General features: G+C 71.2%; 28 protein-coding genes. 18 read left to right on the forward strand and 10 right to left on the reverse strand.

All coding sequences use genetic code 11. The annotated features are described in order from the left end of the window. Positions 1-15: 15 nt before the first annotated feature. The 4 genes from ACZ4TG_RS26305 to ACZ4TG_RS26320 form a co-directional block, all read right to left on the reverse strand. Positions 16-606 carry a malonic semialdehyde reductase gene (locus ACZ4TG_RS26305; RefSeq protein ID WP_468166972.1) on the reverse strand — a complete coding sequence of 197 codons (591 nt, stop codon included), beginning with the start codon at positions 604-606 and terminating at the stop codon, positions 16-18. 99 nt (positions 607-705) lie between these two features. Continuing rightward, positions 706-945 carry an exodeoxyribonuclease VII small subunit gene (locus ACZ4TG_RS26310; protein ID WP_468166974.1) on the reverse strand — a complete coding sequence of 80 codons (240 nt, stop codon included), beginning with the start codon at positions 943-945 and terminating at the stop codon, positions 706-708. 70 nt (positions 946-1015) lie between these two features. Further along, a complete protein-coding gene (gene xseA, locus ACZ4TG_RS26315; RefSeq protein ID WP_468166976.1) occupies positions 1016-2326 on the reverse strand; it encodes an exodeoxyribonuclease VII large subunit in 1311 nt (436 codons plus the stop codon). 9 nt (positions 2327-2335) lie between these two features. Then, positions 2336-3739 (reverse strand): APC family permease, encoded by a 1404-nt coding sequence (locus ACZ4TG_RS26320; RefSeq protein WP_468166978.1) that lies wholly within the window; start codon positions 3737-3739, stop codon positions 2336-2338. 86 nt (positions 3740-3825) lie between these two features. Between ACZ4TG_RS26320 and ACZ4TG_RS26325 the strand changes: the two genes are divergently transcribed. Continuing rightward, complete coding sequence (locus tag ACZ4TG_RS26325; protein WP_468166980.1) at positions 3826-4818, forward strand: 4-hydroxy-3-methylbut-2-enyl diphosphate reductase; 993 nt, start codon at positions 3826-3828, stop codon at positions 4816-4818. A 33-nt stretch (positions 4819-4851) separates the two neighbouring features. Beyond that, the gene (gene ppgK / locus ACZ4TG_RS26330) at positions 4852-5607 is read left to right on the forward strand and encodes a polyphosphate--glucose phosphotransferase (protein WP_468166982.1); all 756 of its coding nucleotides are present in this window, start codon (positions 4852-4854) and stop codon (positions 5605-5607) included. 83 nt (positions 5608-5690) lie between these two features. On the opposite strand, the gene ACZ4TG_RS26335 is transcribed toward ppgK, so the two are convergent. After that, on the reverse strand, positions 5691-6026 hold the full coding sequence (locus tag ACZ4TG_RS26335) for a DUF6542 domain-containing protein (protein WP_468166984.1): 336 nt from the start codon (positions 6024-6026) through the stop codon (positions 5691-5693). Between the two features lie 279 nt (positions 6027-6305). Between ACZ4TG_RS26335 and ychF the strand changes: the two genes are divergently transcribed. Next, the gene (ychF, locus tag ACZ4TG_RS26340; protein WP_468166986.1) at positions 6306-7394 is read left to right on the forward strand and encodes a redox-regulated ATPase YchF; all 1089 of its coding nucleotides are present in this window, start codon (positions 6306-6308) and stop codon (positions 7392-7394) included. Between the two features lie 84 nt (positions 7395-7478). On the opposite strand, the gene ACZ4TG_RS26345 is transcribed toward ychF, so the two are convergent. The 3 genes from ACZ4TG_RS26345 to ACZ4TG_RS26355 all read right to left on the reverse strand — a co-directional run bounded on the left by ACZ4TG_RS26345 (position 7479) and on the right by ACZ4TG_RS26355 (position 8888). Continuing rightward, positions 7479-7742 (reverse strand): type II toxin-antitoxin system RelE family toxin, encoded by a 264-nt coding sequence (locus ACZ4TG_RS26345; RefSeq protein WP_030207783.1) that lies wholly within the window; start codon positions 7740-7742, stop codon positions 7479-7481. Beyond that, complete coding sequence (locus ACZ4TG_RS26350) at positions 7735-8004, reverse strand: type II toxin-antitoxin system Phd/YefM family antitoxin (RefSeq protein ID WP_060180502.1); 270 nt, start codon at positions 8002-8004, stop codon at positions 7735-7737. The genes ACZ4TG_RS26345 and ACZ4TG_RS26350 overlap by 8 nt, the downstream gene beginning before the upstream one ends. Before the next feature lie 269 nt (positions 8005-8273). Further along, complete coding sequence (locus ACZ4TG_RS26355) at positions 8274-8888, reverse strand: antibiotic biosynthesis monooxygenase (protein ID WP_361760461.1); 615 nt, start codon at positions 8886-8888, stop codon at positions 8274-8276. Between the two features lie 334 nt (positions 8889-9222). Here ACZ4TG_RS26355 and ACZ4TG_RS26360 point away from each other — a divergent pair, with 334 nt between their 5' ends. From ACZ4TG_RS26360 to ACZ4TG_RS26380, 5 genes are all read left to right on the forward strand, one after another. After that, positions 9223-9369, forward strand: coding sequence for a hypothetical protein (locus ACZ4TG_RS26360; protein ID WP_468166989.1), 147 nt, complete (start codon positions 9223-9225; stop codon positions 9367-9369). A 322-nt stretch (positions 9370-9691) separates the two neighbouring features. Continuing rightward, positions 9692-9973 (forward strand): type II toxin-antitoxin system Phd/YefM family antitoxin, encoded by a 282-nt coding sequence (locus ACZ4TG_RS26365; protein ID WP_468166991.1) that lies wholly within the window; start codon positions 9692-9694, stop codon positions 9971-9973. Beyond that, entirely contained in the window at positions 9970-10224 is a 255-nt protein-coding gene (locus ACZ4TG_RS26370) for a Txe/YoeB family addiction module toxin (RefSeq protein WP_404004013.1), read from the forward strand. Before ACZ4TG_RS26365 ends, ACZ4TG_RS26370 begins: the two co-directional genes overlap by 4 nt. Before the next feature lie 210 nt (positions 10225-10434). Then, positions 10435-10887 carry a hypothetical protein gene (locus ACZ4TG_RS26375; RefSeq protein ID WP_468166993.1) on the forward strand — a complete coding sequence of 151 codons (453 nt, stop codon included), beginning with the start codon at positions 10435-10437 and terminating at the stop codon, positions 10885-10887. 202 nt (positions 10888-11089) lie between these two features. Beyond that, a complete protein-coding gene (locus ACZ4TG_RS26380; RefSeq protein ID WP_468166995.1) occupies positions 11090-11254 on the forward strand; it encodes a hypothetical protein in 165 nt (54 codons plus the stop codon). 35 nt (positions 11255-11289) lie between these two features. On the opposite strand, the gene ACZ4TG_RS26385 is transcribed toward ACZ4TG_RS26380, so the two are convergent. Continuing rightward, complete coding sequence (locus ACZ4TG_RS26385) at positions 11290-12084, reverse strand: helix-turn-helix transcriptional regulator (RefSeq protein WP_468166997.1); 795 nt, start codon at positions 12082-12084, stop codon at positions 11290-11292. Between the two features lie 636 nt (positions 12085-12720). Here ACZ4TG_RS26385 and ACZ4TG_RS26390 point away from each other — a divergent pair. The 9 genes from ACZ4TG_RS26390 to ACZ4TG_RS26430 all read left to right on the forward strand — a co-directional run bounded on the left by ACZ4TG_RS26390 (position 12721) and on the right by ACZ4TG_RS26430 (position 24109). Then, the gene (locus tag ACZ4TG_RS26390; RefSeq protein WP_468166999.1) at positions 12721-13458 is read left to right on the forward strand and encodes a 2OG-Fe dioxygenase family protein; all 738 of its coding nucleotides are present in this window, start codon (positions 12721-12723) and stop codon (positions 13456-13458) included. 49 nt (positions 13459-13507) lie between these two features. After that, positions 13508-16393, forward strand: a complete 2886-nt coding sequence (locus ACZ4TG_RS26395) for an FAD-binding and (Fe-S)-binding domain-containing protein (RefSeq protein WP_468167001.1) — start codon at positions 13508-13510, stop codon at positions 16391-16393. Further along, positions 16381-17139 (forward strand): fumarylacetoacetate hydrolase family protein, encoded by a 759-nt coding sequence (locus ACZ4TG_RS26400; RefSeq protein WP_468167003.1) that lies wholly within the window; start codon positions 16381-16383, stop codon positions 17137-17139. The genes ACZ4TG_RS26395 and ACZ4TG_RS26400 overlap by 13 nt, the downstream gene beginning before the upstream one ends. Before the next feature lie 49 nt (positions 17140-17188). Next, the gene (locus ACZ4TG_RS26405; protein ID WP_468167005.1) at positions 17189-17911 is read left to right on the forward strand and encodes a sulfite exporter TauE/SafE family protein; all 723 of its coding nucleotides are present in this window, start codon (positions 17189-17191) and stop codon (positions 17909-17911) included. A 181-nt stretch (positions 17912-18092) separates the two neighbouring features. Then, positions 18093-19325: a pyridoxal phosphate-dependent aminotransferase gene (locus tag ACZ4TG_RS26410; protein ID WP_468167007.1), complete on the forward strand. Its 1233-nt coding sequence runs from the start codon at positions 18093-18095 to the stop codon at positions 19323-19325. After that, positions 19315-20610 (forward strand): ATP-grasp domain-containing protein, encoded by a 1296-nt coding sequence (locus ACZ4TG_RS26415; RefSeq protein ID WP_468167009.1) that lies wholly within the window; start codon positions 19315-19317, stop codon positions 20608-20610. Before ACZ4TG_RS26410 ends, ACZ4TG_RS26415 begins: the two co-directional genes overlap by 11 nt. Then, positions 20607-21857: an ATP-grasp domain-containing protein gene (locus ACZ4TG_RS26420; RefSeq protein ID WP_468167011.1), complete on the forward strand. Its 1251-nt coding sequence runs from the start codon at positions 20607-20609 to the stop codon at positions 21855-21857. The genes ACZ4TG_RS26415 and ACZ4TG_RS26420 overlap by 4 nt, the downstream gene beginning before the upstream one ends. A 159-nt stretch (positions 21858-22016) precedes the next feature. Beyond that, complete coding sequence (locus ACZ4TG_RS26425; RefSeq protein ID WP_468167013.1) at positions 22017-22895, forward strand: isocitrate lyase/phosphoenolpyruvate mutase family protein; 879 nt, start codon at positions 22017-22019, stop codon at positions 22893-22895. Next, positions 22892-24109: an MFS transporter gene (locus ACZ4TG_RS26430; protein ID WP_468167015.1), complete on the forward strand. Its 1218-nt coding sequence runs from the start codon at positions 22892-22894 to the stop codon at positions 24107-24109. The genes ACZ4TG_RS26425 and ACZ4TG_RS26430 overlap by 4 nt, the downstream gene beginning before the upstream one ends. A 102-nt stretch (positions 24110-24211) precedes the next feature. Here ACZ4TG_RS26430 and ACZ4TG_RS26435 read toward each other — a convergent pair whose 3' ends face one another. Further along, complete coding sequence (locus ACZ4TG_RS26435; protein WP_468167017.1) at positions 24212-25192, reverse strand: SMP-30/gluconolactonase/LRE family protein; 981 nt, start codon at positions 25190-25192, stop codon at positions 24212-24214. Positions 25193-25331: 139 nt separating this feature from the next. On the opposite strand from ACZ4TG_RS26435, the gene ACZ4TG_RS26440 reads away from it, so the two are divergent. Continuing rightward, on the forward strand, positions 25332-25769 hold the full coding sequence (locus ACZ4TG_RS26440) for a MarR family winged helix-turn-helix transcriptional regulator (RefSeq protein WP_468167019.1): 438 nt from the start codon (positions 25332-25334) through the stop codon (positions 25767-25769). Positions 25770-25776 lie beyond the last annotated feature (7 nt).

A 25776-nucleotide genomic window follows, 5' to 3' on the forward strand; every position in this document is an offset into this window, starting at 1 on the left:
GTGCGGGGTCCGGACTCAGACGGTGGTGATGACCTGGTCGAACTCCAGGCGCGGGGAGCGCGGGAACCAGGCGTTCTCGCCCGGCTTGCCGATGTTGACGACCATCAGCGGGGTGTGGTCGGCGTCCAGGAACTCCTTCTGGACACCGGCGAAGTCCAGGCCGGTCATGGGACCCGCGGCCAGGCCGGCGGCGCGGACGCCGACGATGAAGTAGGCGGCCTGCAGCGAGGCGTTGACCAGGGCGGACTGCTCGCGGACCGGGCGCTCGGAGAAGAAGGCGTCCTTGGCCTGCGGGAAGTGCGGCAGCAGCTGCGGGAGCTCCTCGTGGAACTCGTTGTCCGCGGAGAGGATCGCGACCAGCGGGGCGGCGGCGGTCTTGGCCTGGTTGCCCTCGGCCATGTGCTTCACGAGACGCTCGCGGGCCTCGGGGGAGCGGACCAGGGTGATGCGCAGGGGGGTCTGGTTGAAAGCGGTCGGGCCGTACTTCACGAGGTCGTAGATCGCCTGGACCTGCTCCTCGGTCACCGGCTCGTCGGAGAACGAGTTGGCGGTGCGGGCCTCGCGGAACAGCAGGTCCTGGGCGGCGGCGTCGAGAACGAGAGACATCGGAAAGCCTTCTTCTTTACGGAGGTGAAGCGCGATGTGTCCGACTCTAGAGCCGAGGTATGTGAATTTTCAACTAAACCGCCGTACCGGTGACGGGGATCACTCTCCGCGGCCGTCCCCGGCCCCTTCCGTCGCCCCGTCCCGGGCGGCCAGCGCCGAGTCCAGCCGGGCGCGGGCCCCCTCCAGCCAGTGCCGGCAGAGCTTCGCCAGCTCCTCGCCGCGCTCCCAGAGCGCCAGCGAGTCCTCCAGCGAGGTGCCGCCCGCCTCCAGCTTGCGGACGACCTCGATCAGCTCGTCCCGGGCCTGCTCGTACCCCAGCGCCGTATTGGTTTCAGCCATTCCCGATCCCACCTTATCTGTGCAATACAACGAAGTTGTTGCCGGAACGTGTCCTCGCCGGCCGGTGTCGTCAGCCGGCGTCCGCGGCCGGTTCGGCCGGTTCAGGGGACCGCTCGGCCTCCGGTTCCGGGGCCGGTTCGGCGTCCGGTCCGGGGGCCGGTTCGGCCTGCGGGACGGAGTCGACCCGCACGTGGAACTCGCCCGCCGCGACCCGCGCCCGCAGCACCTCCTGCGGCCCGACCTCCCCGGGCGAGCGCACCACGTGCCCGTCGGCCCGCTGGAGCACCGCGTACCCGCGCTCCAGGGTCGCCGCCGGAGACAGCGCCACCACCCTGGCCAGGGTGTGCGTCAGCTCCGACTCCGCCCGGTCCAGCAGGTGCCCCAGCGTCCGGCGCGCACGGGCCAGCAGCGCCTCGACCTCCGCCTCCCGGGTCTCCACCATCCGCTGCGGATGCACGAAGACCGGCCGCGCCAGGGCGTGGTCCAGGCCCCGCTCCTCCCGGTCGAGCAGCCCGCGCACCGCGCGCAGCCCCCGGGCCTGGAGCTGGCGTACCCGCTCCAGCTCCTCGCCCACGTCCGGGACCACCTTCTTCGCCGCGTCCGTGGGCGTGGACGCCCGCAGGTCCGCGACCAGGTCCAGCAGCGGGGAGTCCGGCTCGTGCCCGATCGCCGAGACCACCGGGGTACGGGCCGCCGCGACGGTCCGTACGACCTCCTCGTCGGAGAAGGGCAGCAGGTCCTCCACGCTGCCGCCGCCGCGCGCCACGATGATCACGTCCACCTCGGGCAGCGCGTCGAGCTCCTTGACCGCCTGGATCACCTGGGGCACCGCGTGCACCCCCTGCACGGCGACGTTGCGGACCTCGAAGCGGACCGCCGGCCAGCGCCGCCGGGCGTTCTCCAGGACGTCCCGCTCCGCCGCCGAGGCCCGCCCCACCACCAGCCCGACCAGCTGCGGCAGGAACGGCAGCGGCTTCTTGCGGTCCAGCGCGAACAGGCCCTCGGAGGCCAGGAGCCGCTTGAGCTTCTCCAGGCGGGCCAGCAGCTCCCCGATGCCCACCGGCCGTATCTCGGTGGCCCGCAGGGACAGCTGCCCGCGCGGGGCGTACCACTCCGGCTTGGCCAGTACGACGACCCGCGCGCCCTCCGTCACCGCGTCCGCGACCTCGTCGTACACCTGGCGGTAGCAGGTCACGCTGAGCGAGATGTCGTGCGACGGGTCGCGCAGCGTCAGGAAGACCACCCCCGCCCCCGGCCGCCGGGACAGCTGAGTGATCTGCCCCTCCACCCACACCTGGCCGAGCCTGTCGATCCAGCCCCCGATGAGCCGGGACACCTGACCGACCGGCAGCGGCGCGTCAGCCGACGTATTCAGACCCATGCACGCAGGCTAACCGCCAGAGCTGACACCGTCTCCGGGCCCGGCCGCGCGATCGCCCGCGCGTCGGTCCCGCTGGGCCACCAGCACGCCCAGGCCCACCGCCAGCCACACCGCACCCACCAGCTGCGCCGTCCAGGAGGCCTCGACGATCACCGCGACCGTCACCGCCGCGCCCAGCACCGGGACCACCAGGTGCCGCAGCCAGTCCGGCTCGCCCTGCCGCCGCTTCACCACGAACCAGCCCACCACCGAGGCGTGCAGCAGGGTGAACGCCACCAGCGCCCCGATGTCCACCACCGACACCAGATGGTCGAGCCCGTCGTCGCGCCGCGCCGCCCACACCGCCGCGACCAACGTCACCGTCGCCGCCACCAGCAGCGCCGGGCGCGGGGTCCCGTCCGAGGTCCGCGCCAGGAGGCGCGGCAGCCGCCGCTCGCGGGCCATCGCGAACAGCAGCCGGCCCGCCGCCGCCTGCCCGGCCAGCGCCGCGAAAGCCGCGCCGATCGCCTTGCTCACCGCCACCAGGTCGTGCAGCCAGGGCCCGACCGCCGACTCCACGGTGTTGTAGAAGGCCGGGCCCTGCTCGGCCGGGGCGGCGGCCAGCTCCGCCGCCGAGAGCGGGGTCAGCAGCGCGGCCAGGTAGGTCTGCGCGATGAACAGCACCCCGGTCAGCGCCAGGCAGAACAGCACCGCCCGCGCCACCCGCTCCGAGCCCCCGGTCACCTCCTCGGCGAAGGAGGCGATCGCGTCGAAGCCCAGGTACGACAGGACCGCCACCGACACCGCGCCCAGGACGGCCGCCATCGAGAAGCCCAGCGAGCCGTCACCGGTCAGCGGGGAGAGCCAGCCGCGCTGCGCCCCGCCCCGGACCAGCGCGGCCACCGCCGCGACCAGGAACACCAGCAGCACCACGATCTCCATCGCCAGCACGGCGAAGCCCACCCGCGCGGCCGCCCGTACGCCCCACAGGTTCAGCAAGGTGGTGATCACCACGGCCAGCGCCGTCCACACCCACCGCGAGACCTCCGGGACCAGGGCGTTCATCGCGATCCCGGAGAAGAGGTACGCCACCGCCGGGATCAGCAGGTAGTCGAGCATCGCCATCCACCCGGCGATCAGCCCCGGGCCCTCGCCCAGCCCCTTGCGGGCGTACGTGAAGACCGAGCCGGCCTGCGGGGCCACCCGCACCATCTGCGCGTACGAAAAGGCCGTGAAGGCCATCGCGACCGTCGCGCAGAGGTAGACGAGCGCGACCGCCCCGTGCGACCGGGCGTCGAGGGTGCCGAACACCCCGACCGGGGCCATCGGAGCGATGAACAGCAGTCCGTAGACCACCAGGTCCCGAAAGCCGAGGCTGCGCCGCAGCGCCGCGGGCGCCTCGGGAGCCGTACTGGGTTCCGTCGCGGACGCCATCGTTCCTCCGGGGGAGAGCCGGTACAGAGGTTCGACCCAGTTTGTGCCGAACGGGGGACGACCGGCCTGCTGAAGACCCCCGTACGATGGAGCCTATGACTGCTCCCGCTTCCCGCCGTGTCCTGCTCGCCGCGCCCCGCGGCTACTGCGCGGGCGTCGACCGAGCCGTGATCGCTGTCGAGAAGGCTCTCGAGCAGTACGGTGCGCCGGTCTACGTCCGCCACGAGATCGTGCACAACAAGTACGTGGTCCAGACCCTGGAGAAGAAGGGGGCCATCTTCGTCGAACGGACCGAAGAGGTTCCCGAGGGCTCCATCGTGATGTTCTCCGCGCACGGCGTGGCGCCCGTGGTCCACGAGGAAGCCGCCCGCGGCAAGCTGGCGACGATCGACGCGACCTGCCCGCTGGTCACCAAGGTCCACAAGGAAGCCATCCGGTACGCCAACGAGGACTTCGACATCCTCCTCATCGGCCACGAGGGCCACGAGGAGGTCATCGGCACCTCCGGCGAGGCCCCCGACCACATCACCATCGTCGACGGCCCGGACGACGTCGCGAACGTCGAGGTGCGCGACGAGTCGAAGGTCGTCTGGCTCTCCCAGACCACCCTCTCCGTCGACGAGACGATGGAGACGGTCGACGCGCTGAAGACCAAGTTCCCGCTGCTGGTCTCGCCGCCGAGCGACGACATCTGCTACGCCACCTCGAACCGTCAGGCCGCGGTCAAGGTGATGGGCGCCGACTCCGACCTGGTCATCGTCGTCGGGTCCAAGAACTCCTCGAACTCGATCCGGCTGGTCGAGGTCGCCCTGGACGCCGGCGCGCGCGCCGCGTACCTCGTCGACTTCGCGAGCGAGATCGACGAGGCCTGGCTGGAGGGCGTCACCACGGTCGGCCTGACCTCGGGCGCCTCGGTGCCGGAGGTCCTGGTCGAAGAGGTCCTGGAGTGGCTGGCCGCGCGCGGCTACGTGGACGTGGAGATCGTCAAGACGGCCGAGGAGTCGATCGTCTTCTCGCTGCCGAAGGAACTGCGCCGCGATCTGCGCGCCGAAGCGGCGGAACTCGTCGCCGAGAAGTAGGCCCGTCCCCGCTGTTTTCTCTACGGTGTTCCCATGCAGATCTTCGGCGTGGACATCGGCGGAACCGGCATCAAGGGCGCTCCCGTGGACCTGGACCGCGGTGAGCTGACCCAGGAGCGGCACAAAGTACTGACACCACAGCCGGCCACCCCCGACGGGGTGGCCGGCTGTGTCGTCGAGGTCGTGCGCAACTTCGACTGGGACGGCCCGGTGGGGGTCACCTTCCCGGGGGTGGTCACCGGCGGGATCACCCGTTCGGCGGCCAACATGGACAAGGCCTGGATCGGGACCGACACGGCGGCCCTGCTCTCGGACCGTCTCGGCGGGCGGCCGGTGACGGTGCTGAACGACGCGGACGCGGCCGGGGTCGCGGAGATGACGTACGGGGCCGGGCGCGACCGGTCGGGGACGGTCATCCTGCTCACGCTCGGGACGGGCATCGGCAGCGCGCTCTTCACGGACGGCAGGCTGGTCCCCAACAGCGAGCTGGGCCACCTGGAGCTCAAGGGCCACGACGCGGAGACGCGGGCGTCGGTGAAGGCCAAGGAGGACCACGACCTGACCTGGGAGCGCTGGGCGCACCGGGTGCAGCGGTACCTGGAGCACGTGGAGATGCTCTTCTCCCCGGAGCTCTTCATCATCGGGGGCGGGGTGAGCCGCAAGCCGGAGAAGTTCCTGCCGCTGATCGAGGGGATCCGGGCGGAGATCGTGCCGGCCGAGCTCCAGAACAACGCGGGCATCGTCGGGGCGGCGATGGCGGCGCGGGGGGCGCGGGGGGCGAAGGGCTGAGGGGCCTTGCCCGGGCGGGGGCGGTGCCCGGGCGGGGCGCCTGGGCGGGGTCGGAGCCCAGGCGACGCGCTTAGGCGACGCGCTTAGGCGACGCGCCTGGGCATCCGCCGCTTCCCGATCAGCACGGCCTTGCGGACCAGGGCGATCAGCGCGGCCACGACCGTGCCCGCGTACAGCCACCCGGCGTGCAGGGACAGCGCCGAGACGATCCCCATCAGCTGCCCGCCGAAGCCCCCGGAGCCGCCGGAGACGGGCCACACCCCGACCGCGAAGGCGATCGGGGCGCTGATGGGCGCGGTGATCAGGTCGGCGGGCCGCACCCAGAGCGCGGTCGCGGCGGCGACGGGCAGGAAGAGCAGCCCGTACGCGAACAGCGAGGAGTCGAACAGCAGCCAGACGATCCCGGCGGCCAGCGCCATCCCGACGCACGCGAACAGCCCGCCGCCGAGTCCGGTCAGCCGGGGCCGGGGCAGCCGCCGGGCAGGGGCGGGCCGCGGCGGGCGGGGTGCTCCCGCGGCTTGCCCTCCCGGGTGACGTACTGAACGCGTCCTGTAGTGCTCCACCCCACCAAACTAGGCGGGGAGGGCCCCGTCCGGGCACCCGGACACGCGTACAACGACTGCCACTCATCGGAAAGTAAACTGTCCGATGGTCCATCCCCGGGCCGCCGCCCCCTCCAGCTACGGGAAGTCGCCAACGTGTCGCTCACGATCGGAATCGTCGGCCTGCCGAATGTCGGCAAGTCGACCCTGTTCAACGCCCTGACCAAGAACGACGTGCTGGCGGCCAACTACCCGTTCGCCACCATCGAGCCGAACGTCGGCGTCGTCGGTGTCCCGGACCAGCGGCTGGCCGTCCTCGCGGGCATCTTCGCCTCGCAGAAGATCCTTCCGGCGACCGTCGACTTCGTCGACATCGCGGGCATCGTGCGCGGTGCCTCGGAGGGCGAGGGCCTCGGCAACAAGTTCCTCGCGAACATCCGCGAGTCGGACGCGATCTGCCAGGTCATCCGCGCCTTCAAGGACGAGAACGTCGTCCACGTCGACGGCAAGGTCTCGCCCAAGGACGACATCGAGACGATCAACACCGAGCTGATCCTCGCCGACCTCCAGTCCATCGAGAAGGCGGTGCCGCGCCTGACGAAGGAGTCCCGCCTCCAGAAGGAGAAGGTCGCGGTCCTGGCGGCGGTCGTCGAGGCCCAGAAGATCCTCGAAGCCGGCGACACCCTCTTCTCCAAGGGCATCACCAAGGGCACGGAGCAGGGCGACCTCCTCCACGAGCTCCACCTGCTGACGACGAAGCCGTTCCTCTACGTGTTCAACGTGGACGAGGACGAGCTGACGGACGAGGCCTTCAAGGACGAGCAGCGCGCCCTGGTCGCACCGGCCGAGGCGATCTTCCTGAACGCCAAGCTGGAGCAGGAGCTCATCGAGCTGGAGGACGACGAGGCCCTCGAACTCCTCCAGTCGGTCGGCCAGGAGGAGCCGGGCATGGCCACCCTCGGCCGCGTCGGCTTCACCACCCTGGGCCTCCAGACGTACCTGACGGCCGGCCCGAAGGAAACCCGCGCCTGGACCATCAAGAAGGGCGCCACCGCCCCCGAGGCCGCCGGCGTGATCCACACCGACTTCCAGCGCGGCTTCATCAAGGCCGAGGTCATCTCCTTCGCGGACCTGGTCGAGTGCGGCTCGGTCACCGAAGCCCGCGCCAAGGGCAAGGCCCGCATGGAGGGCAAGGAGTACGTCATGCAGGACGGCGACGTGGTGGAGTTCCGCTTCAACGTCTGATCGCGTATCCAGATGCGGCCTGACCTGCGAGGATGCAGGTCAGGCCCTTCTGCTGTCCGCAACAGTCCGCAGGACCGGGAGCAGCTAAGTGTCGTAGACCGTGGAGCGGTGTCCGACGTGTACGACCCACACCACCAGCTCCCCGTTGTCGATCGTGTAGACGACACGGTAGTCGCCGACCCGTAGGCGGCGACGCTCAGGCTGGGATACGAGTGCCGTGGTGTTGAAGCCGAAGGGGTCGCTCTCCAGCTCTGTCAGTTTGGCCAGGATGCGAAGCGCCATGTCACGCGGGATCTTGCGCAGCTCGGCCTGGGCCTCGGGTCGGAACACCGTGCGGTAGTCACTCACTGCGCGCCAGGGTCTCCCTCATCACGTCCTCGATCGGGACGCCGGCGGCCGGGCTCGCCATGCGCTCGTCGATGATGCGGTTGATCTCGCGCTCTTCCCACTCCTGGTACTTGCGCAGCACCTCGATCGAGACCACGGCGGCGACTTGCTTGCCGCGGCGGGTGATGACAGTGGGCACGTCGTCGCGGTCGGCCCGTTCGACGACTTCGGCCAAGTGAGCGCGTACGTCGCGAATGGACTCTATGGGCAGCGGCTGAGTCATGCCTCAAGGGTACCGAGTGTGCCATGTGTACACAACGTGGGTTGCGTGCACTCGTTGGGATGAGCCGCCGATTGGGTGACTGATTCCGGGGACGGAGATCCCGCGGCCCTGCGGCGTGCAGGGGCACCCGCGTACGAGCCACGCCCCCGGCCGATGGACTGATTTCGCAAGCGTGCAGGTCAGAAGGGGCCGGACTCGTCGAGTTCGACCCCTTCTGCATGCCCATGCCGACTTGGTGCTGACTCGCGATCGCGGAAGCGGAGGCAGGCTCAGGCGTGGGGTACCGCCGTGGCGAGGACCACCTCGAATTCCTCGAGGCTGCGGGTGGTTGCGCGAGCCTTCGCCGTGGCCTCTCCGCGGACCGCCGCGACGGCGCCACGGGATGCCACGAGTGCGTTGCGGTCGGCGTAGAGCGCGCCGACGGCGGCTCTGCCGCGGTCGCGATCGATGAGCAGGGAGATGCCGGCCAGTCCGGGAACCTTCTGGACCCTGGGCAGTGAGGTGTCGCGGAACGTGTCCACCAGCAGGTCGATGTCAGCCGGCTCGACGTCCATGTGGACCAGCCGGAACCCCGCGCCTGGCGCGAGTTCCTCTGCGCGCCGGGCGACCGCCGCTTCCCAGTTGTCGACCGTCACGGTCTGCGCGAAGGGCGCCATCATCTCGGCCCGCCGCTTGCTCAGGTTCTCGTAGCTGGCCTGCCGGGAGGCCTCGTCCTCCCACCACGATCCCACCAGGAGCTTGCCGAGCTCGCGGTCGGCGAACAGCCCCATCCCGCGAAAGCCCGGTTGCGCCGACAGCAGCGCACGCCCGTCGGTCCGTAGCGCCTCGGCGACCCCGTCGAGCTCGGCCGGATCACCCGTTGCGTAGATGCTGCGAACGTACATAGCGCCCTTTCCTGCCTTCCGGTGGCCCCGCGCGGGCTCGTTTTTCCCACTCCATGCGATGACCGGGGCGGATGGGGGGCAACGCGGCAGGGGCATTCAGGTGAAGAGGTGAGCCGTTGGCCCCTGCTGTTTCCTGTGCTGGGCTGACGCTGGGCATCTGATCATCCATCAGTCGTTCGGCCCGCCTGAAGGGCGTCGGTGCGCGGTCCAGCGGGACGAGTAGACCGTGACGCTTCACGGTGCTGAGCCTGGCGCGCTACGGCCGAGTCCCTGGAGAGGGCTCTGAGGGAGACATTCCCGAGCCCACGTTGCGCGGTGGCTCCGGGACTCCTTCGTGCCCGCACCGCACCTCGTCTGGTACGCGAGCAGCCTTGCTGTGGCGAACGGCGAGCAGGACCCGTGGCCGCTGCCGGCCGAGGGCGGCGACGAAGACATCACCGCGGAGCTGCGAAGGCACCTCGACTCTGTCGAGACCTCGTAGGCCAGTCCGCAGACAGTCCGCCGGACACCCGTAAGCGACCGTCGGGACCCAACGCTCGCCAATGGAGAAACGCCTGGTCAGGGCGCTCTACTGGGCTCCGTCGCAGGTCGGGATCGGGCCGCAGACATTCCGCTTCAACGTGTAGCCGGCGGCTCAGTGCAGTGCCATTGATCTAGCAAGTCTGCAGGTCAGAAGGGGTCCGACTCTTGGGAGTCGGACCCTTGGTTGTTTCCCGTGACGGGACCCGTGGCTCCTTCATCCCGCACGAGGGGCGCCAGCAGTGGTACGTTATTACGTACCACTGGGTGGAAGGTGTCAGGTCGTGTCGATAACTGCGAGCGAAGCGCGCAAGGAACTCTTTCCGCTGATCAAGAAGGTCAACGAGAACCACGAGGCCATCGAGATCGTCTCGAAGCACGGCAACGCCGTGCTTGTCTCGGCCGAGGACTACGCGGCGCTGCGCGAGGGCTCGTACCTGCTGCGCTCTCCGGCGAACGCCCGTCGGCTGCTCAAGGCGTACGAGAACGCCCTGGCAAACATCAACGTGTCGGAGCGCGAGCTGATCGATCCGGACTCCACGGACGCGGGTGCGGGTTCCGCGTGAGGCTTGTGTTCGAGGATCAGGGCTGGGAGGACTACACGTCCTGGCTCAAGAACGACCGCAAGATGCTCGCTCGGATCAACAAGCTCATCGAGGACGTCAGGCGTGACCCGTTCTCAGGGATCGGCAAGCCCGAACCACTGAAGTACCACCTGCCTGGCGCGTGGTCGCGGCGGATCGACGACGAGCACCGCCTCGTCTACCTGGTGACGGACAAGGAGATCGTCGTCCTCGCGGCTCGGTACCACTACTGACCTGCGGTGGAGCGGGTTGGGCGGCCTTCGTGCCTGCTACGGAGGCCGCAGCGTGCGGGGCGGGTTCCGCCGTGCGGAGCGGCTGCGCCGCTCATCGCGGTTGTGGACCAGCGGCCTCACGCCGTACGCCGTCCCCAGCACGCGGGCGGCATCGGACGTGGACTCGTACGCGGGCTCGGCGCGATACGTGCCGTGAGACAGAGGAAGACCGTGCCCACTGAGCGGAACAGCCGCACCAATTTCGGTTTCTACCCGCCGCAGGGTGGCGGCGGAGCCTGGCGCGCCACGGCCGGGTCCCTGGAGCGGGGTCTGAGGGAGGCGTTCCCCGAGCCCACCGTGGACCATCGGGTCTCGGGCATCCACAGCGTTCCCGTCCTCGATTTCGAGATCGAGCTGGCCCCTGGCGTATGGATCGACGGGACGGCGTCGATGCCCGAGCCCGAGTGTGCCTACATCACCCTGACCGATGTGACCGCCGGTGAAGCCGCTGTCTTCGCCCGGTGGCTCCGGGACACCTTCGTGCCCGCACCGCACCTCGTCTGGTTCGCGAGCAGCCTCGCTGTGGCGAACGGCGAGCAGGACCCGTGGCCGCTGCCGGCCGAGGGTGGCAACGAAGACATCGCAGCGGAACTGCGCAGGCACCTCGACTCCGTCGCCCCGTAGGCCAAGTCCGCAGCGAGTCCGCAACGCCGTGCGGTCGTCACTCACCGTCTGTCGCCGTCTCCCGGGTGGCTGCGGTTTCCCGCAGTGCGGGTTCACCACCCCATGGAGATCTTGAAACGGGGGTAGGTGCTGGATGAACATAATTGGGCGCCGGCTGATCGGCGCGGTAGTTCGCCCAGCTCGCATCTCTGAGAGAGAAACCATGCACCGCTTCGCCGCCACCCTTCTCGTTTCCACCGCGGTCCTGATCGCCCTGCCCGTCGCGTCGGCCCAGGCGGCTCCCGCCGCGGCGTCGGCGGCCGGTGTGGCCTGCGACATCGGGTGGGACTCGGCCAAGCCCGTGCCGACGCCGGTCCAGGGCTGCTGAGGCCCGAGGCCGGCGCCGTCCGGTGGGGCTGTGGATCAGGCGGGGCCGTCCGGGGCCGCTTCCTCGGAAACGTTGTCAAGCAGCTCCGACTTGGCGATCAGATAGCCCAACTGGGCCCGGCTGCGACTGCCCAGCCTCGCGGACATCCTCGCCACGTACTCCTGGCACCGCCGCACGCTGATGCCGAGTTGACCGGCCGTCACCGAATCCGTGTCACCGGCGACGATGTGCCGCATGATCGCCAGCTCCAGGTCGTCGGTGATGCGGCTCGTCGCCTGGTCGCGCCCGGGCGGGGTGAAGGCGACCGCCCTGATCCACGAGCGTTCGAAGAGGGCCACGAGGAACGAGACCACGGCGGGAGCGCGGATCTCCGCCGCTGCCCGGCGGTCGTCGGCGGCGGGGATGAACGCCACCGTCCGGTCGAAGATGATCAGGCGGTCGAAGTTCTCGTCCAGGGTCGCCACCTGAGCGCCGCGCTCCTGGATCGCGCGGACGAAGTCACGCGTCGGCGAACTGGACCGCGCGTTGTGCTGGTAGATCGTCTTCATCGTCACCCCGCGGTCGAGCATCTCCAGGGTGGACGGCAGCGACTCGGCGAGGACGGCGGCGGATCTGGCACCGCCGGGCTGTGAGGTCAGTACTTCTTCACGGCATTCCCGCGCTGCCAGCCGGATGGCGGCATTGATGTTCGGGAAATCGGTGTGGGTCACATATCCGTAGGCGTTCCGAAGATGATTGTGGCGATACTCGGCAACCACCGGACTCAATTCTTCCCGTACCCGCAGAAGGTTGATCGCCGAGCGGGCGGAATTTTCGAGTATCTCGGCCACAACGTGACTCCCGATCGTTTCGGGATTCACAGGAGTGAAGCCGGTTGCGCTCCGCTCGTCCGGGACTGCGAGTCCGGAAGAGAGCAGTCTTTCCAGCGAATCCTCCCGGGCCCCGAAGGCCCGCTCCCCGGCGGCGGAGTCCGGCTGCTCCGGCGGACGTGGTGCCGAATCCTGTGCGAGCAACTCTCTATAGAGCTGGATGTCTTGAGCTTGCAGGGATTCAAGAGGTGTTCGAAACGTAGGCGTCACGCGGCATTCCCCCATGCTGGCAACTTGTACTTCCGGTCAGGCTAGTTGACCGCGTCTCGGCCAGCATCTGTGCAGCTGGAGACTTTGATCACGTCCTACGGCCCCCCTTGGTGAGGGCCGGCTTGCCGGGTGGAATCCCGCCACCGGACAGCCTGTTTTCGGCCCTTTCCCCGTCGCCCGCAAGGTCGGGGAATATTCGGAACGGCGCCGTTCGGCGGAGGTTGCGGCGGCGGCCGGCCGTCATGGCTCCGGCTGCCCCGCGTGTTCCTGCGGCGCAGGTTCCCGCACCGGTCGCGGTCTTGCCCGGTAGAACTCCTTTCAGCCAGGATCAGTGAGGCCTCATTCGCTGAGGCAACGTCGTAAAGAACCCAATAAAGGGAGTGCGTAGTGACGACCGAGGTAATACGGTCACGGGGCACAGCCGGTGAGAGCGACGCTCCGTACCGGTACTTCTCGGAAGCGGATCTGAAGCAGGCGCTGGATACTCACCCGGCGGACCAGATCAAGCTGTTCCTGGAATCCTGGGAGGATCTGCCGGTCGATGCCTACATGAAAGACGGCGCGGACTACCGCCGCCGCCGTCACGGTTCCTTCCACTTCTCCGACGGGGATCTCGTACTGGATCCCCCGCGGGCCTTCCACCAGAGCGCCCAGGTGAATTCCCTCCACGGCGGTGTCGACCGGCACTTCCCGCCGCTCGCCGACAGCGTGGCCGCGGACGGGGTGCTCCACACCCTCATCCGCTTCTTCGCCGAGCGGGTGCCCGGTGACTTCGACCCGGAGACCAGCGGTGTCGGCGTCCACCAGATCCGCATCACCGCGACCCGCGACGCCAAGGGCCTCCCGGCCCCCGAGGGCGTGCACGAGGACGGGCACCACTACGTGGCGCAGGTCCTGATGCGCCGTGTCGACGTCGAGGGAGGCGAGTCGCAGCTGTACGACCGCGACCGGCAGCCGCTCTACAGCACCACGCTGCTCCAGCCGTTCGAGTCGATCGTGATCGACGACCGCCGGGTCTTCCACGGGGTCTCCGCGATCGAGCCGGCGGCCGGAGTCCGTCACGGCGTGCGCGACATGCTGCTGATCGACTACTTCCCGCTCCACACCGGTGGTGCGCGCGGCTGACCGCCCGCGCCTCGACCGCCGCCCCACCCGCCCACCCGGGAAAGACGCCATGAACGACTTCACCAGGCACCTGCAGTCACGCCTGCCCGCCGCCCGCACGGATGTGCGGACCCGCACCGCGTACACGTCCGACGCCTCGATCTACCGCGTCATGCCGACCGCGGTGTTCGAGCCCCGGGACGCGGAAGAGGCCGCCATCGCCGTGGGCATCGCCACCGAGCACGGCGTCGGCGTCACCTGCCGGGGCGGCGGCACCTCCATAGCCGGCAACTCCATCGGCACCGGGCTGATCCTCGACTTCTCCCGCCACATGAACCGCATCGAGGAACTCGACCCGGAGGCCGGCACCGCCACCGTCCAGCCCGGCGTCGTCCTCGGCACCCTGCGGGACCGGGCCGCGGCGCACGGCCTCACCGTCGGCCCCGACCCCTCGACGTACTCCCGCTGCACCATCGGCGGAATGATCGGCAACCACGCCTGCGGCGCCCACTCGGTGGCCTGGGGCACGACCGCCGACATCACCGAGCAGGTGGACCTGCTGCTCGCCGACGGCCGCCGGATCCGCGCCGACGAGGGCTCCAGCGGTGACGCGGACATCGACCGCCGCCTCAAGCAGCTGAGGGACCGCCACCTCGCGCCGCTGCGCACCGAGCTCGGCCGGTTCGGCCGGCAGGTCTCGGGGTACGGGCTGAACGCCCTGCTGCCCGAGAAGGGCTTCCACGTCGCCCGCTCACTGGTGGGCACCGAGGGCACCTGCGGCGTCCTGCTCGGCGCCAAGATCAGGCTCACCCCGATCCCGGCCGCCCGGGTGCTCCTCGTACTCGGCCTCCCCGACGTCTACGCGGCGGCCGACTGCGCGCCCTCGCTGGCGAAGGCCGGCGCGCTGACCGTGGAGGGTCTGGACGCTCCGCTGGTCGAGGCGCTGCGCTCGCGCGGCGGCCGCGCTCCGGGCATCGACCTGCTGCCGCGCGGCGAGGCCTGGCTGTACTGCGAGATCGAGGGCACCGACGAGGCCGACGCGATCGCCAATGCCGAGCGCCTCGCCCGTGAGACCGACGCCACCAGCTTCATCACCGCCGACGCCGAGCAGACGGCCGCGATCTGGTCCATCCGCCGCAACGGCGCGGGCATCGCCACCCGGATGGCCGACGGGCGGCAGGCCTGGCCCGGCTGGGAGGACTCCGCCGTCCCGCCGGAGAGGCTGTCGGGGTACCTGCGGGACCTGCACGCCCTCATGGCCGAGCACCGGCGGACCGGAACCATCACGGGACACTTCGGCGAGGGCTGCCTGCACGTCCGGGTCGACTGGGAACTGGGCACCGAGCAAGGCATCGCCGACTACCGGGAGTTCATCACCGCCGCCGGCGACCTCGTGGTCCAGCACGGAGGCTGCGCCTCCGGCGAGCACGGCGACGGCCGTGCCCGGTCCGAGCTGCTGGCCCGTACGTACTCGCCCGAACTCATCGGCGCGTTCGCCGCGTTCAAGAACATCTGGGATCCGCGCAACCTGCTCAACCCCGGCATCATCGTGGACCCGGCCCCCTTCGACGAGGCCATCCGCCCCGGCCCGGGCCGCGACCGCAACGAACTGCCGCTGATCCAGCGCTTCGGCGACGACAAGGGTTCGCTCACCAGCGCCGTGCACCGCTGCACGGGCGTCGGCACCTGCCGCAACGACACCGGCCACATGTGCCCCTCGTACCAGGTCACCCGCGACGAGGTGCACTCCACCCGGGGGCGCGCCCGGGTGCTCAGCGAGATGCTGCGCGGCGAGACGATCACCGACGGCTACCGTTCCACCGAGGTCCGGGACGCACTCGACCTGTGCTTCTCCTGCAAGGCGTGCAAGAGCGACTGCTCGGTCAACGTCGACATGGCCGCGTACAAGTCGGAGTTCCTGCACCGGCACTACGAGGGACGGCTGAGACCGCGCGCCCACTACACCCTGGGCTGGCTGCCGCTGCTGGCCCGGCTGGCGTCCGTGGCCCCCCGTTCGCTCAACCGGCTGACGCGGCGCAAGCCGCTCGCGGCCAGGCTGAGCTCACTGGCCGGGCTGGAGACGCGCAGGCCGCTGGTGGAACTGCCCTCGCAGACCTTCAGGCAGTGGTTCCACTACCGCAAGCCGGCCCCCGCCGGCGCGGAGGCCGGTACGGGGGCGCGTGTCCCCAAGGGCAGCTCCGGCACCGTCGTCCTGTGGCCGGACACCTTCAGCAACCTCCTCGACCCCCGGGGAGCCCAGGCCGCCACCCGGGTCCTGGAAGCCCTCGGGTACGAGGTGGTGCTGCCCGACGGCCCGGTCTGCTGCGGCCTGACCTGGCACTCCACCGGCCAGCTGGGGACCGCCCGGGCGGTGCTCGGCCGCTCGGTGGGCGCCTTGCGGGAGCACCTGGAAGCCGGCCGCGTCATCATCGGCCTGGAGCCCTCCTGCACCCAGACCCTGCGCGAGGAGGCGGCCGAACTGCTGCCGGACTCGCCGGTCGTACGCCGGCTGTCCCAGCAGGTGCGCACCCTCGCCGAAGTGGTCGCGGACCACCAGGGCCCCTGGCCGTTCGGCAAGCTCGACCAGGACGCCCTGATGCAGCCGCACTGCCACCAGGAGGCCGGCCACGGTCACGGCCCGGAGAGCGAGGTGCTGCGCCGGCTCGGCGTCACCACGGACGTGATCTCCGCGGGCTGCTGCGGCATGGCCGGCAACTTCGGCTACGAACCCGGCCACTGGGACGTCTCCCAGGGCGCGGCCGAACGGGAGCTCTACCCGAAGCTGCGGGCCGCCGGACCGGACACCGCCGTCGTGGCCGACGGGTTCTCCTGCCGGACGCAGATCTCCCAGGAGGGCTCACGCCGTCCCGAACACCTGGCGGAGCTGCTGTTGCGCGCCCTGCCGGGAAGAACCCCCGCCGAGACAGAGAACGGAAGCGGCACATGCGCATCGTAAGGTTCGAGAAGGCGGGAACGATCCGCTACGGAATCCTCGCCGACGACGAGGTAGTCCCGCTCATCAACGGCCCCTTCGGTCCCTTGGACGTGCCCTCGGACGCGCCCCGCTTCCCCCTCCAGGAGGTGCGGCTGCTCGCCCCCGTCACACCGGGGAAGGTCCTCGCGATCGGCCGGAACTACGCCGAGCACGCCGCGGAACTCGGCAACGAGGTGCCCGAGGAGCCGCTCGTGTTCCTCATGCCGGGCAGCGCCGTCATCGGACCGGACGAGGCCATCGTCAAGCCGTCCTACACGGACGAGCTCCACCACGAGGCCGAGCTCGCCGCGGTGATCGGCCGGACCTGCCGCGATCTGACGCCGGAACAGGTGCCCGCACACGTCCTGGGCTACACCTGCGCCAACGACGTCACCGCCCGCGACCTCCAGGGGCCGGACCGGCAGTGGTGGCGGGCCAAGGGCTCGGACACCTTCTGCCCAATCGGCCCTTGGGTGGAGACCGAACTCGACGTCAGGGCGGTCGGGGTACGCGCCACCGTGAACGGAGAGGTCCGGCAGGACGGCAACAGCTCCCACATGGTGCACCCCGTCGACCGCCTGATCAGTCACATCAGTTCGGCCATGACACTGCACCCCGGCGACGTGATACTCACCGGCACCCCGGCGGGCGTCGGACCGCTGCGGCGAGGCGACCGGGTCACGGTCTCCGTCGAGGGGATCGGCCGGCTCACCAACCACGTCGTCTGAACCCCGCGCCGCTCCGAACCGTGCCGCCCAACCTGGAGACCCGTTCCGCATGATGATCCTCCTCGGCGCCTTCGTGGTGCTGGCCGTCGCCTCCGTCGTACGCACCACGGCGGGATTCGGCTTCTCCCTGGTGGCCGTCCCGCCCCTGGCGCTGCTCATCGACCCGGCGAGCGCGGTGGTCGTGGCCGGGATCATGGCGGCCCCGCTCAGCCTGGTGATCGCCGTCCGCGACTGGCGTCACGTCGACCGCCGCCTGATGACGGCCACCCTGCTGTCCGGGCTGGCCGGCGTGCCGTTCGGGGTGTGGCTGCTGGCCACGCTCTCCTCGCGGGTGCTGCTGTTCATCATCACGGCGGTGGTCCTGCTGGGCACCTTCATCGTGTGGCGGAAGATCACCCTGGGCGGCGGCCTGGCCGCGGTGATGGCCGTGGGGATGTTCTCCGGGGCCTCCTTCGCCGCCACCGGCATCGACGGTCCGCCGATGGTCGCCGCGTTCCAGAGCATGCAGCTGGAGCCCAGGGTCCAGCGCGCCACGCTGGGCGTCGTGTTCTCCGGCACCAGCCTGGCCGCGCTCGCCGGATTCGGGATCAGCGGCCAGCTCACCGCGACCGTCGGGCAGATGCTCCTCGTCGGGGTGCCGGCCCTGCTCATCGGGATCTTCGTCGGCGAGAAGGCCTTCCACCGCCTGAACGCCGAGCGGTTCCGCCGGGTCGTCCTCGGCCTGCTGGTCGTCAGCTCCATGTCGGTCGTCCTGCGCGTGGCCACCGCCTGACACACCCCGCCGCACCCCCGCCTCCTGCTCCACGCACGCCTCCCGCTCCACGCACGCCTCCCGCTCCACCCCTGACACCCCTACACCCGCCACACCCGCGTCACCGCACCACGGGCAACCACCCAGCGGCCACCGCCGTTTGCCCGCCGCCACGCACCTTCACCGCAAGGATGTGAACCACATGCCCGACCAGCAGGCCAGCCAGGAGCGCGAGCCGCTCATGCGGCTGTCCCGGCGCAGCAGCCGGATATCCGGCTCCAAGACCTCAGGCACCCGCAACAAGGCGGAGGCGCTGCGGGCCCGCGGCGTCGACATCGTCAACTTCGCCGCCGGAGAACTGGACTTCGCCCCGCACCCCGAGGTGCTGAGCGCGCTGCGGCGCAGTGCTGACGCGGACGTGCACCGCTACACGGACACGGGCGGCATCCCGGCCCTGCGCGAGGCCCTCGCCGACCGCATCTCCCGGCTGTCCGGCGTCGCGTACACGCCCTCCGAGGTACTCGTCACCGCCGGCGCCAAGCACGCGCTGTACCTGGCGTGCCTGGTGCTGCTCGACTCCGGCGACGAAGCGCTCGTGCCCAATCCCGGCTGGGGGACCTTCCAGGCCCAGATCCGGCTGGCCGGAGCGGTACCGGTGCCGGTGGAGACCGCGGACACCGGCTTCGTGCCCACCGTCGAGCGGCTGGAGGCACTGCGCACTCCGCGGACGCGGATGCTCGTGCTGAACACGCCGAACAACCCGACCGGCGCCGTCTACCCGCCCCACGTACTGGCCGAGATCACCGCATGGGCCCAGGGCCACGGCGTGTGGATCCTGTTCGACGAGTGCTACGGAGAGCTGGTGCTGCCCGGCGCGCAGCACGCGCACCCCGCGGCGCTGGTCGACGGCGCCCGCGAGCTCGTCGTCGGGATCGGTTCGTTCTCCAAGAGCTTCGCCGTCACCGGCTGGCGGGCCGGCCATGTGCACGGCCCCGCCGCGGTGATCTCCGCCATGAAGAACCTCCAGAGCCACACCACGTCCAACGTGACCAGTGTGGTCCAGCACGCGCTGCTGCCCGCCGCTCGCGGTGAACTCGACTCCTTCGTGGCCGAGGCCCGCCAGGTGCTGCTGCACCGGCACGGCATCGTCGAGAAGGCCCTGGACGCCACCGCGCACCTGTCGGCCACCACCCCCCAGGGCGCGTTCTACTTCTTCGTCGACGGCCGCGACGTCATCGGCCGGACGCTGCGCGGCACCGACGTGACCGACGGCGGGGTGCTCGCCGAACTCCTCCTGGAGCACGCCGGCATCGCGCTGACCCCCGGATCGGCCTTCGGCAGCGAAGATTTCCTTCGCCTGTCGTACGCCATCGCCGAGGACCGCATCACCGCGGGCCTGTCCCGCCTGCGGGAGGTGATGGACGATGTCGAGTGACCTCCGGCCGCTCGTCCTGTACTTCGGCACCGCCCAGCGGCCGGAGTTCTACGCGGGACTGCTCGGCGGCGAGTCCGCCCTGGGCCTGCTCCTCGACGAGGACACGCCGCACAAGCTGGAGCCCCCGGAGTTCGACTTCGTCGAGAAGTTCGCCTTCTCGCAGGGGGCCGGGGCGATCGCCCGCCGGATCGAGGAGATCCGCGGCCGGTACCGCCTGGAGTGCGTGCTGAACGTGGACGAGACCCTGGTCCCGCTGTGGAGCGAGGTGTGCGCCCTGCTCGGCCTGCGCGGCATGACCCCCGCCGCCGCCACGGCCGTGCGCAGCAAGAGCGAGATGCGGCGCCGCTTCGCCGAGCGGATCGGCATCGAGTCCTCCGCCCGCTCCCACGTGGTCACGGACGAGGCGGGACTGCTGCGGTTCGCCGCCGACACCGGCTACCCCGTCATCCTCAAGCCCGGTAACCTGTGGGGCAGTTACTTCGTGTCGCTGTGCGCGGACGCCGACGAGCTGACCGCCGCCTACCGGCAGGTCCGCGACACGCTGCCCGAGTTCTCCGAGCAGCAGCGGGTGTCCGGCGTACCGGTGGAGATCCTCGCGGAGGAGTACCTGCCCGGCACCAACCACTCGGTCGAGTGCCTGGTGCTGGACGGCGAGGTGTGGACCACCCCCGTCATCGACGTGGTCACCGGCACCGACCTCGGCGGCACCGACTTCCACCACTTCGCCCGGGTGACGGCGACCCAACTCACCGCGGACCAGCAGGACCGGATGCGCGCGCTGGCCCGTGAGGCCGTACGAGCCCTGGACGTCGACCGCGGCCTGCTGCACGTCGAGTTCGTCCAGGGCCCCGGCGGTCCCCGGCTGATCGAGGCGGGCGGCCGGCCTGGCGCGAACCGGGCCCCGCTGCTGCGCGAGGCCTTCGGCATCAACATCATCGCCGGGTACCGGGACGTCATGCGCGGCGTACCGCCGCAGGTGACCCCGGCCCACGACGGGGCGGCGGCGGTCGTCACGCCCTACCCGGCGCAGGCCGGCCGGCTGCGCTCGTACCGCACCCTGGACGCGATCCGCGCCCTGCCCTCCACGGTGCAGGTCGACACCTACAAGCAGCCCGGCGACGTGGTGCGCCCCCGCCACGAGGGCGTCGCGGCGCCCGTGCGCATCGAGATGCGCGCGGCCTCCCCGGAACAGCTCTCGACGGACCTGCGGGAGCTCACGCTGCTGTGCGAGGAGCTGTTCGAGGTGGCTCCCGAGACGGCCGAGGACTCCGGGGCCACGGCATGACCCGTCACGTCGTGTTCCTGGAGAGCAACCTCACCGGGGCCGGGTACGAGGCGATCGTCGCGGCGCGCGAGGCCGGCCACCGGGTCACCTTCCTGACCCGGGACCTGTCCCTCTACCTCGCGGCCGGCCACGAGAGGCTCGACACGGCCTGGCTGGACGAGGTCGTGGTGTGCGACACCAACGACTCCGGGGCCGTCGTCGACGCCGTGCGCCGGCTCTCGCCGCCGGCGGACGCGCTGATCTCGGTCGGCGAGTGGCACATGATCGCCGCAGCCGAGGCCGCCCGGGAGCTCGGGCTGCCCGGCCCGGACCCGGCCGGAGTGCGGGCCGCCCGCGACAAGTCGGCCACGCGCGCGCTGTGCGCGGCGGCGGGCGTGCCCGTTCCGCGGTTCGCCCGGGTCTCGGGCCCGGAGGAGGCGAGCGGGCGGGACGTCGGTTTCCCGTGCGTCGTCAAGCCGCTGGACGACGGCGGCAGCAACGGGGTCCGGCTGTGCGCGACCGCCGCCGAGGCCGCCGAGCACGTCCGTACGATCCTGGCGGAGACCCACAACGAGCGCGGCCAGCTCAAGATCCCGGCGGCCCTCGTCGAGGAGTACGTCGACGGGCCCGAGGTCAGCGTCGAGGCGCTGGTGAACGGCGGCGAGATCACCGTCCTCGCGGTCACCTGGAAGGAACTGGGCGAGCTCCCCCACTTCGTGGAGACCGGCCACCACGTCCCGGCCGAGCTGGGCGACGGGCTCGACGAGCGGTGCGCCCGGGTCGCGGCGGACGCGGTGCGTTCCGTCGGATTCGACTTCGGGGCCGCCCACGTCGAACTGCGCCTCGCGGCCGACGGGCCCCGGCTGATCGAGATCAACTGCCGTCCGGCGGGCGACCGGATCACCCGGCTCGTCGAACTGGCCACCGGGGTCGGCATCCCCGCCGAGCTGCTCGCACTGCACCTGCCCGGGTGGACCGTGCCCCGGCCGGCCGCCAAGGGCGCCGCCGCGATCGCCTTCCTGCCCGCCGAGGCCGGAACGGTCACCGAGGTACGGGGGGCCGACGCGGCGCGCCGTATCGAAGGCGTGGCCGACGTCGTCCTGTACGTCGCGCCGGGCGACGGCGGCGCGTCCCCGGCCCATGCCCACGTCAACAACAGCGCCCGGCACGGGCACGTCGTGGCGACCGCCCCGACGGGGCGCGAGGCGCTGCACCGGGCCCGCCGGGCGCTGTCCCTGATCTCCGTCCGGACCGCCGACGCGCACTGAGGCCGCGGCCGCGGCCGCGGCCCCGCCGCGGCGCCCCGCCCTGCTCCGTCCCGCTCTGTCGCCCTGCGCCGCCGCCCCGCACCGCGCCGCCCCGCGGCCGACCGGGGCCGGCCGGGGCCGGTCCGATACCGACCACCGAACCACTTCGAAGGAACCCACATGTTCAAGCCCGCTTCGTACCCCTCCTTCCGCAGCGTCCTCGCCGAGCGGCGCGCCCTCTCGCAGGCCGTCCGCGTCGCCGGCGCGCACGACGCCCTGGGCGGCCGGCTGGCGCAGGCGGCCGGGTTCGACGCCGTATGGGCCTCCAGCCTGGAGGTGTCCGCGGCCCGCTGCCTGCCCGACGCCAGCGTGCTGACGATGACCGAGTACCTGGAGGCCGCCGCGCACACCCAGAAGGCGCTCGGCATCCCGGTCGTCGCGGACGTCGACACCGGCTACGGCAACAACCTCAACGTCGCGCACATGGTCCACGAGTACGAGGCGGCCGGCATCACCGCCGTCTGCATGGAGGACAAGCTCTTCCCGAAGATGAACAGCTTCGTCGCCACCGCGCACACTCTGCTGGACACCGAGGAGTACTGCTCCAAGGTCCGCGTCGCCAAGAGCGCGCAGCGCGGTGAGGACTTCTTCTTCATCGCCCGCACCGAGGCGCTGATCGACGGCCTCGGCCTGGAGGTCGCGCTGGAGCGCTGCCACGCCTACGTCGACGCGGGTGCGGACGCCGTGCTCATCCACTCCAAGTCCCGTACGAGGGACCAGGTCCTGGAGTTCCTCCAGGAGTGGCACGACCGCGCGCCCGTCGTCGTGGTGCCCACGACCTACCCCGACTGGCACGCGGACGACGCGGTCAAGGACGGCGTGTCCACCATCATCTACGCCAACCAGGGGCTGAGGGCGACGGTTTCGGCGCTGCGGGACACCTACGCCTCGATCCTGAGCCACGGAGACACCACCCACCTGGAGGACAAGATCGCCTCCGTCAAGGACGTGTTCGCCCTGCAGCGGCTGTCCGACTGGCAGGAGCTCGAGTCCGCGTGACCGGCCAGGCAACGGCCCGACGGGTACCGGAGCATAAAATTCCGCTCCCGCGGGTCTTCTGGCTGCTGTTCACGGGTCTCCTGCTGAACCGGCTGGGAATCCTCGTCCCGTCGTTCCTCGCGCTCTTCCTCGCCGCCGAGTCGGGCATCGGTCCCGGGGCGACGGGCATCCTCGTCGGCGTCTGGGGCGCCGGGTCGGTGACCGGCTCGCTGGCGGGGGGCGTCCTGGCGGACCGTACGGGCGCGCGCGGAGCGATCCTCGTCTCCCAGGCCACCGCCATCGCCGCGTGCGCGGTGCTGGCGGTGGTGGACCAGCCGGCCGTGCTGGGCGTGGCGGCCTTCCTGGCGGGCTGCGCCTCGACCCTGCACAAGCCCGCGGGGACGGTGGTGGTCGCGCAGGCGCTGCCGGAGAGCGAACACGTACGGGCCTTCGGCCTGCTGTACTGGGCGTCGAACATCGGGGCGGCGGTCTCCCCGGCCGTCTCCGGCTTCCTCCTGTCCGCCTCGGGCTACTGGCTCATCGCGCTCAACGTCACCACCGCGCTCGCGTACATCGGCCTGGCGCGCCGGCTGCCCGGGCCCGGATCGCGGGCCGGGGCCGCCCGGGCGGGCGGTGGCGGGCGGGAGAGCGTGCGGGGTCTGCTCGCGCCGTTCCGCAGCCCGGCGACCGCGTGGTTCCTGACGCTGTCGTTCTGCCTGGCGGCGATCTACCTCCAGAAGCAGTCGGCGCTGCCGCTCGACATGAAGGCGCACGGCCTGTCCTCACAGGTCTACGGTCTGGTGGTCTCGCTCAACGGCTTCCTGATCATCACCACCCAGCCGCTGGTCTCCCGGCTGACCCGGCGGCTCGCCGTGGACCTCCAGTTCCTGTCGGCGGCGGTCCTGGTGGCGGTCGGCTTCGGACTCAACGCGGTGGCCACGGGGCCGTGGGCGTACGCCGCCGCCCTGGTGGTGTGGACGGCGGGCGAGATGCTGCTCGTCCCGCAGGCCTCCGCCTTCCTGGTCCGCCATGCGCCGCCGGGCCGGGCCGGCTCGTACCAGGGCGCGTACGGCTTCGTCTGGAACCTCGGGCTCGTGGTCGGCGCCCCGGTCGGGATGGCGGTGCTGCAGACCCGGGGTTCCGCCGCGCTGTGGACGGGGGCCCTGCTCCTGGGCCTGTCCGTGGCCGTGGCTCACGCCCTGACGATGCTCCGCGCCCGCCGCCGACGGCGCTGACCCCGCGACCGCGCCCCCGCGGCCGCGGAGTCAGCCCGCCCGGCCCCCGGCGACGCCGGCGGTCCTGGTCCCCTGACGGCCTCGCGCCGCGCGGGGCAGGGGTCACAGGCCCCGGACCGCGGCGACGGTGAAGGTGGTCGGGGTGCCGGTGCCCGGGTTCAGGGGGCCGCCCTTGTCGAACTGGGAGCGGACCACCAGGGTGCGGCCCGGGGTGCGGGTGAGGGTGGTGGGGATCTGGAGGCCGGGGTCCGTCAGGCTCTGCACCAGCCGGGCGCGGGTGCCGTCCGGGGTGAGCTGCCAGCGGGTCAGGGTGTTGGTGGTGTTGTGGGCCACGCGCAGGGCGCCGCCGGGGGAGAGGTGCAGGCCGTCGGCGTGCTTGAGGTCGCCGCCCTGGAGGCTGACGCGGGACAGGGCCCCCGTGCGCAGGTCGATGCGGTGGAGGTCGCCCGCGGTCATGTCGACGGTGAGCAGGTAGCGGCCGGCCGGGTCCGCGGCGATGCCGTTCAGGGAGACGCTGCCGGCCGGCGACGGAGTGAGGCGGTCGTGCAGGTCGTACGCCACCTCCAGCGCGCCGGAGCCGGTGGCCAGCTGGGCCGGGGTGACGCGGTAGACCACGGCGCGGAAGCTGTCGCTGAGGTAGGCCGTGCCGTCCGGGGTGACGGCCAGGTCGTTCACGAAGAAGGGCGCGCTGCCGGAGACCTCGAAGTGGGCCAGGCGGGTACCGGTGCGGGTGTCGTAGACGGCCACGCCCGTGGTGGAGTCGGTGACCCAGAGGCGGCCGCGGCCGTCGACGAAGAGGCCGTTCGCGGTGTCGCGGCCGTCGGTGCCGGCCGGCAGGAAGACCTCGGCCGTGCGCTGGCCGGGGCGGGCGCGGTAGACGGTGCCGTCCGCGTACGAGCCGACGTAGACCGTGCCCGTACGCGCGTCGGCGGCTATGCCCTCGGGGTAGACCTTCGCGCCGGGGAGGGAGAAGGCGGTGGAGACGCGGGAGTCCGTGGCCTGGGCGGGGGCCGTGCCGAGGGCGAGCGCGGCGGTGAGGGCCGCGGTGAGGGTCAGGAGCTTCGTGGCCGGTGCGAGCTTCATCAGGTGACGTCCCGTTCTCGGTTAGCGGAAGTGGTCGATGAGGTGTAGCGATGCTTATGAACCTGCGTGGTCTTTCGTGCAGGTGAAGGCGAAGATACGTTAGAGCTCTAATGCTTGGCAAGGGTCGTAGGATGCCGGAATGACCTCCATGCCCGCCGAGGAGCGCATCGGCTCTCACATCAAGCGCGCCGAGCAGGCGCTCCTCGCGGCGAAGAACACCGCCTGCAAGCCGGCTGCGGTAACGGTTCCGCAGTACGCCGCCCTGCTCTGGCTCTCCGAGAAGCCGGGCATCTCCGCCGCCGCGCTCGCGCGGCTGTGCGGGGTGACGCCGCCGACCATGAACACCGTGCTGAAGAACCTCCAGGAGCGCGGGTTCATCGAACGCACCCCGCACGAGTGGCACCGCAACGTGCTGGAGACCCGGCTCACCGGGGAGGGGCGCGCGGCGATGGAGCTGGCGGACGCCGGGGCCGTGCGGGTGGAGCGGACGCTCGCGGCCGAGTTCACCGGTGCCGAACGCGAGCAGCTCATCGAGCTGCTGGGCCGGTGCGCGCGGGTCCTCGACGCCCTGAAGTGAGGGTCGC

This window comes from Streptomyces sp. NPDC028314 (assembly GCF_055565795.1).

Coding starts and splice junctions, on each gene's coding strand:
- ACZ4TG_RS26305 (WP_468166972.1), bottom strand. CDS start 606: ATGTCTCTCGTTCTCGACGCCGCCGCCCAGGACCTGCTGTTCCGCGAG.
- ACZ4TG_RS26435 (WP_468167017.1), bottom strand. CDS start 25,192: ATGAAGCTCGCACCGGCCACGAAGCTCCTGACCCTCACCGCGGCCCTC.
- ACZ4TG_RS26415 (WP_468167009.1), top strand. CDS start 19,315: ATGTCGAGTGACCTCCGGCCGCTCGTCCTGTACTTCGGCACCGCCCAG.
- ACZ4TG_RS26380 (WP_468166995.1), top strand. CDS start 11,090: ATGCACCGCTTCGCCGCCACCCTTCTCGTTTCCACCGCGGTCCTGATC.
- ACZ4TG_RS26400 (WP_468167003.1), top strand. CDS start 16,381: ATGCGCATCGTAAGGTTCGAGAAGGCGGGAACGATCCGCTACGGAATC.
- ACZ4TG_RS26325 (WP_468166980.1), top strand. CDS start 3,826: ATGGAGCCTATGACTGCTCCCGCTTCCCGCCGTGTCCTGCTCGCCGCG.
- ACZ4TG_RS26395 (WP_468167001.1), top strand. CDS start 13,508: ATGAACGACTTCACCAGGCACCTGCAGTCACGCCTGCCCGCCGCCCGC.
- xseA (WP_468166976.1), bottom strand. CDS start 2,326: ATGGGTCTGAATACGTCGGCTGACGCGCCGCTGCCGGTCGGTCAGGTG.
- ACZ4TG_RS26355 (WP_361760461.1), bottom strand. CDS start 8,888: ATGTACGTTCGCAGCATCTACGCAACGGGTGATCCGGCCGAGCTCGAC.
- ACZ4TG_RS26335 (WP_468166984.1), bottom strand. CDS start 6,026: ATGGCGCTGGCCGCCGGGATCGTCTGGCTGCTGTTCGACTCCTCGCTG.
- ppgK (WP_468166982.1), top strand. CDS start 4,852: ATGCAGATCTTCGGCGTGGACATCGGCGGAACCGGCATCAAGGGCGCT.
- ACZ4TG_RS26350 (WP_060180502.1), bottom strand. CDS start 8,004: ATGACTCAGCCGCTGCCCATAGAGTCCATTCGCGACGTACGCGCTCAC.
- ACZ4TG_RS26410 (WP_468167007.1), top strand. CDS start 18,093: ATGCCCGACCAGCAGGCCAGCCAGGAGCGCGAGCCGCTCATGCGGCTG.
- ACZ4TG_RS26440 (WP_468167019.1), top strand. CDS start 25,332: ATGACCTCCATGCCCGCCGAGGAGCGCATCGGCTCTCACATCAAGCGC.
- ACZ4TG_RS26420 (WP_468167011.1), top strand. CDS start 20,607: ATGACCCGTCACGTCGTGTTCCTGGAGAGCAACCTCACCGGGGCCGGG.
- ACZ4TG_RS26425 (WP_468167013.1), top strand. CDS start 22,017: ATGTTCAAGCCCGCTTCGTACCCCTCCTTCCGCAGCGTCCTCGCCGAG.
- ACZ4TG_RS26320 (WP_468166978.1), bottom strand. CDS start 3,739: ATGGCGTCCGCGACGGAACCCAGTACGGCTCCCGAGGCGCCCGCGGCG.
- ACZ4TG_RS26405 (WP_468167005.1), top strand. CDS start 17,189: ATGATGATCCTCCTCGGCGCCTTCGTGGTGCTGGCCGTCGCCTCCGTC.
- ACZ4TG_RS26310 (WP_468166974.1), bottom strand. CDS start 945: ATGGCTGAAACCAATACGGCGCTGGGGTACGAGCAGGCCCGGGACGAG.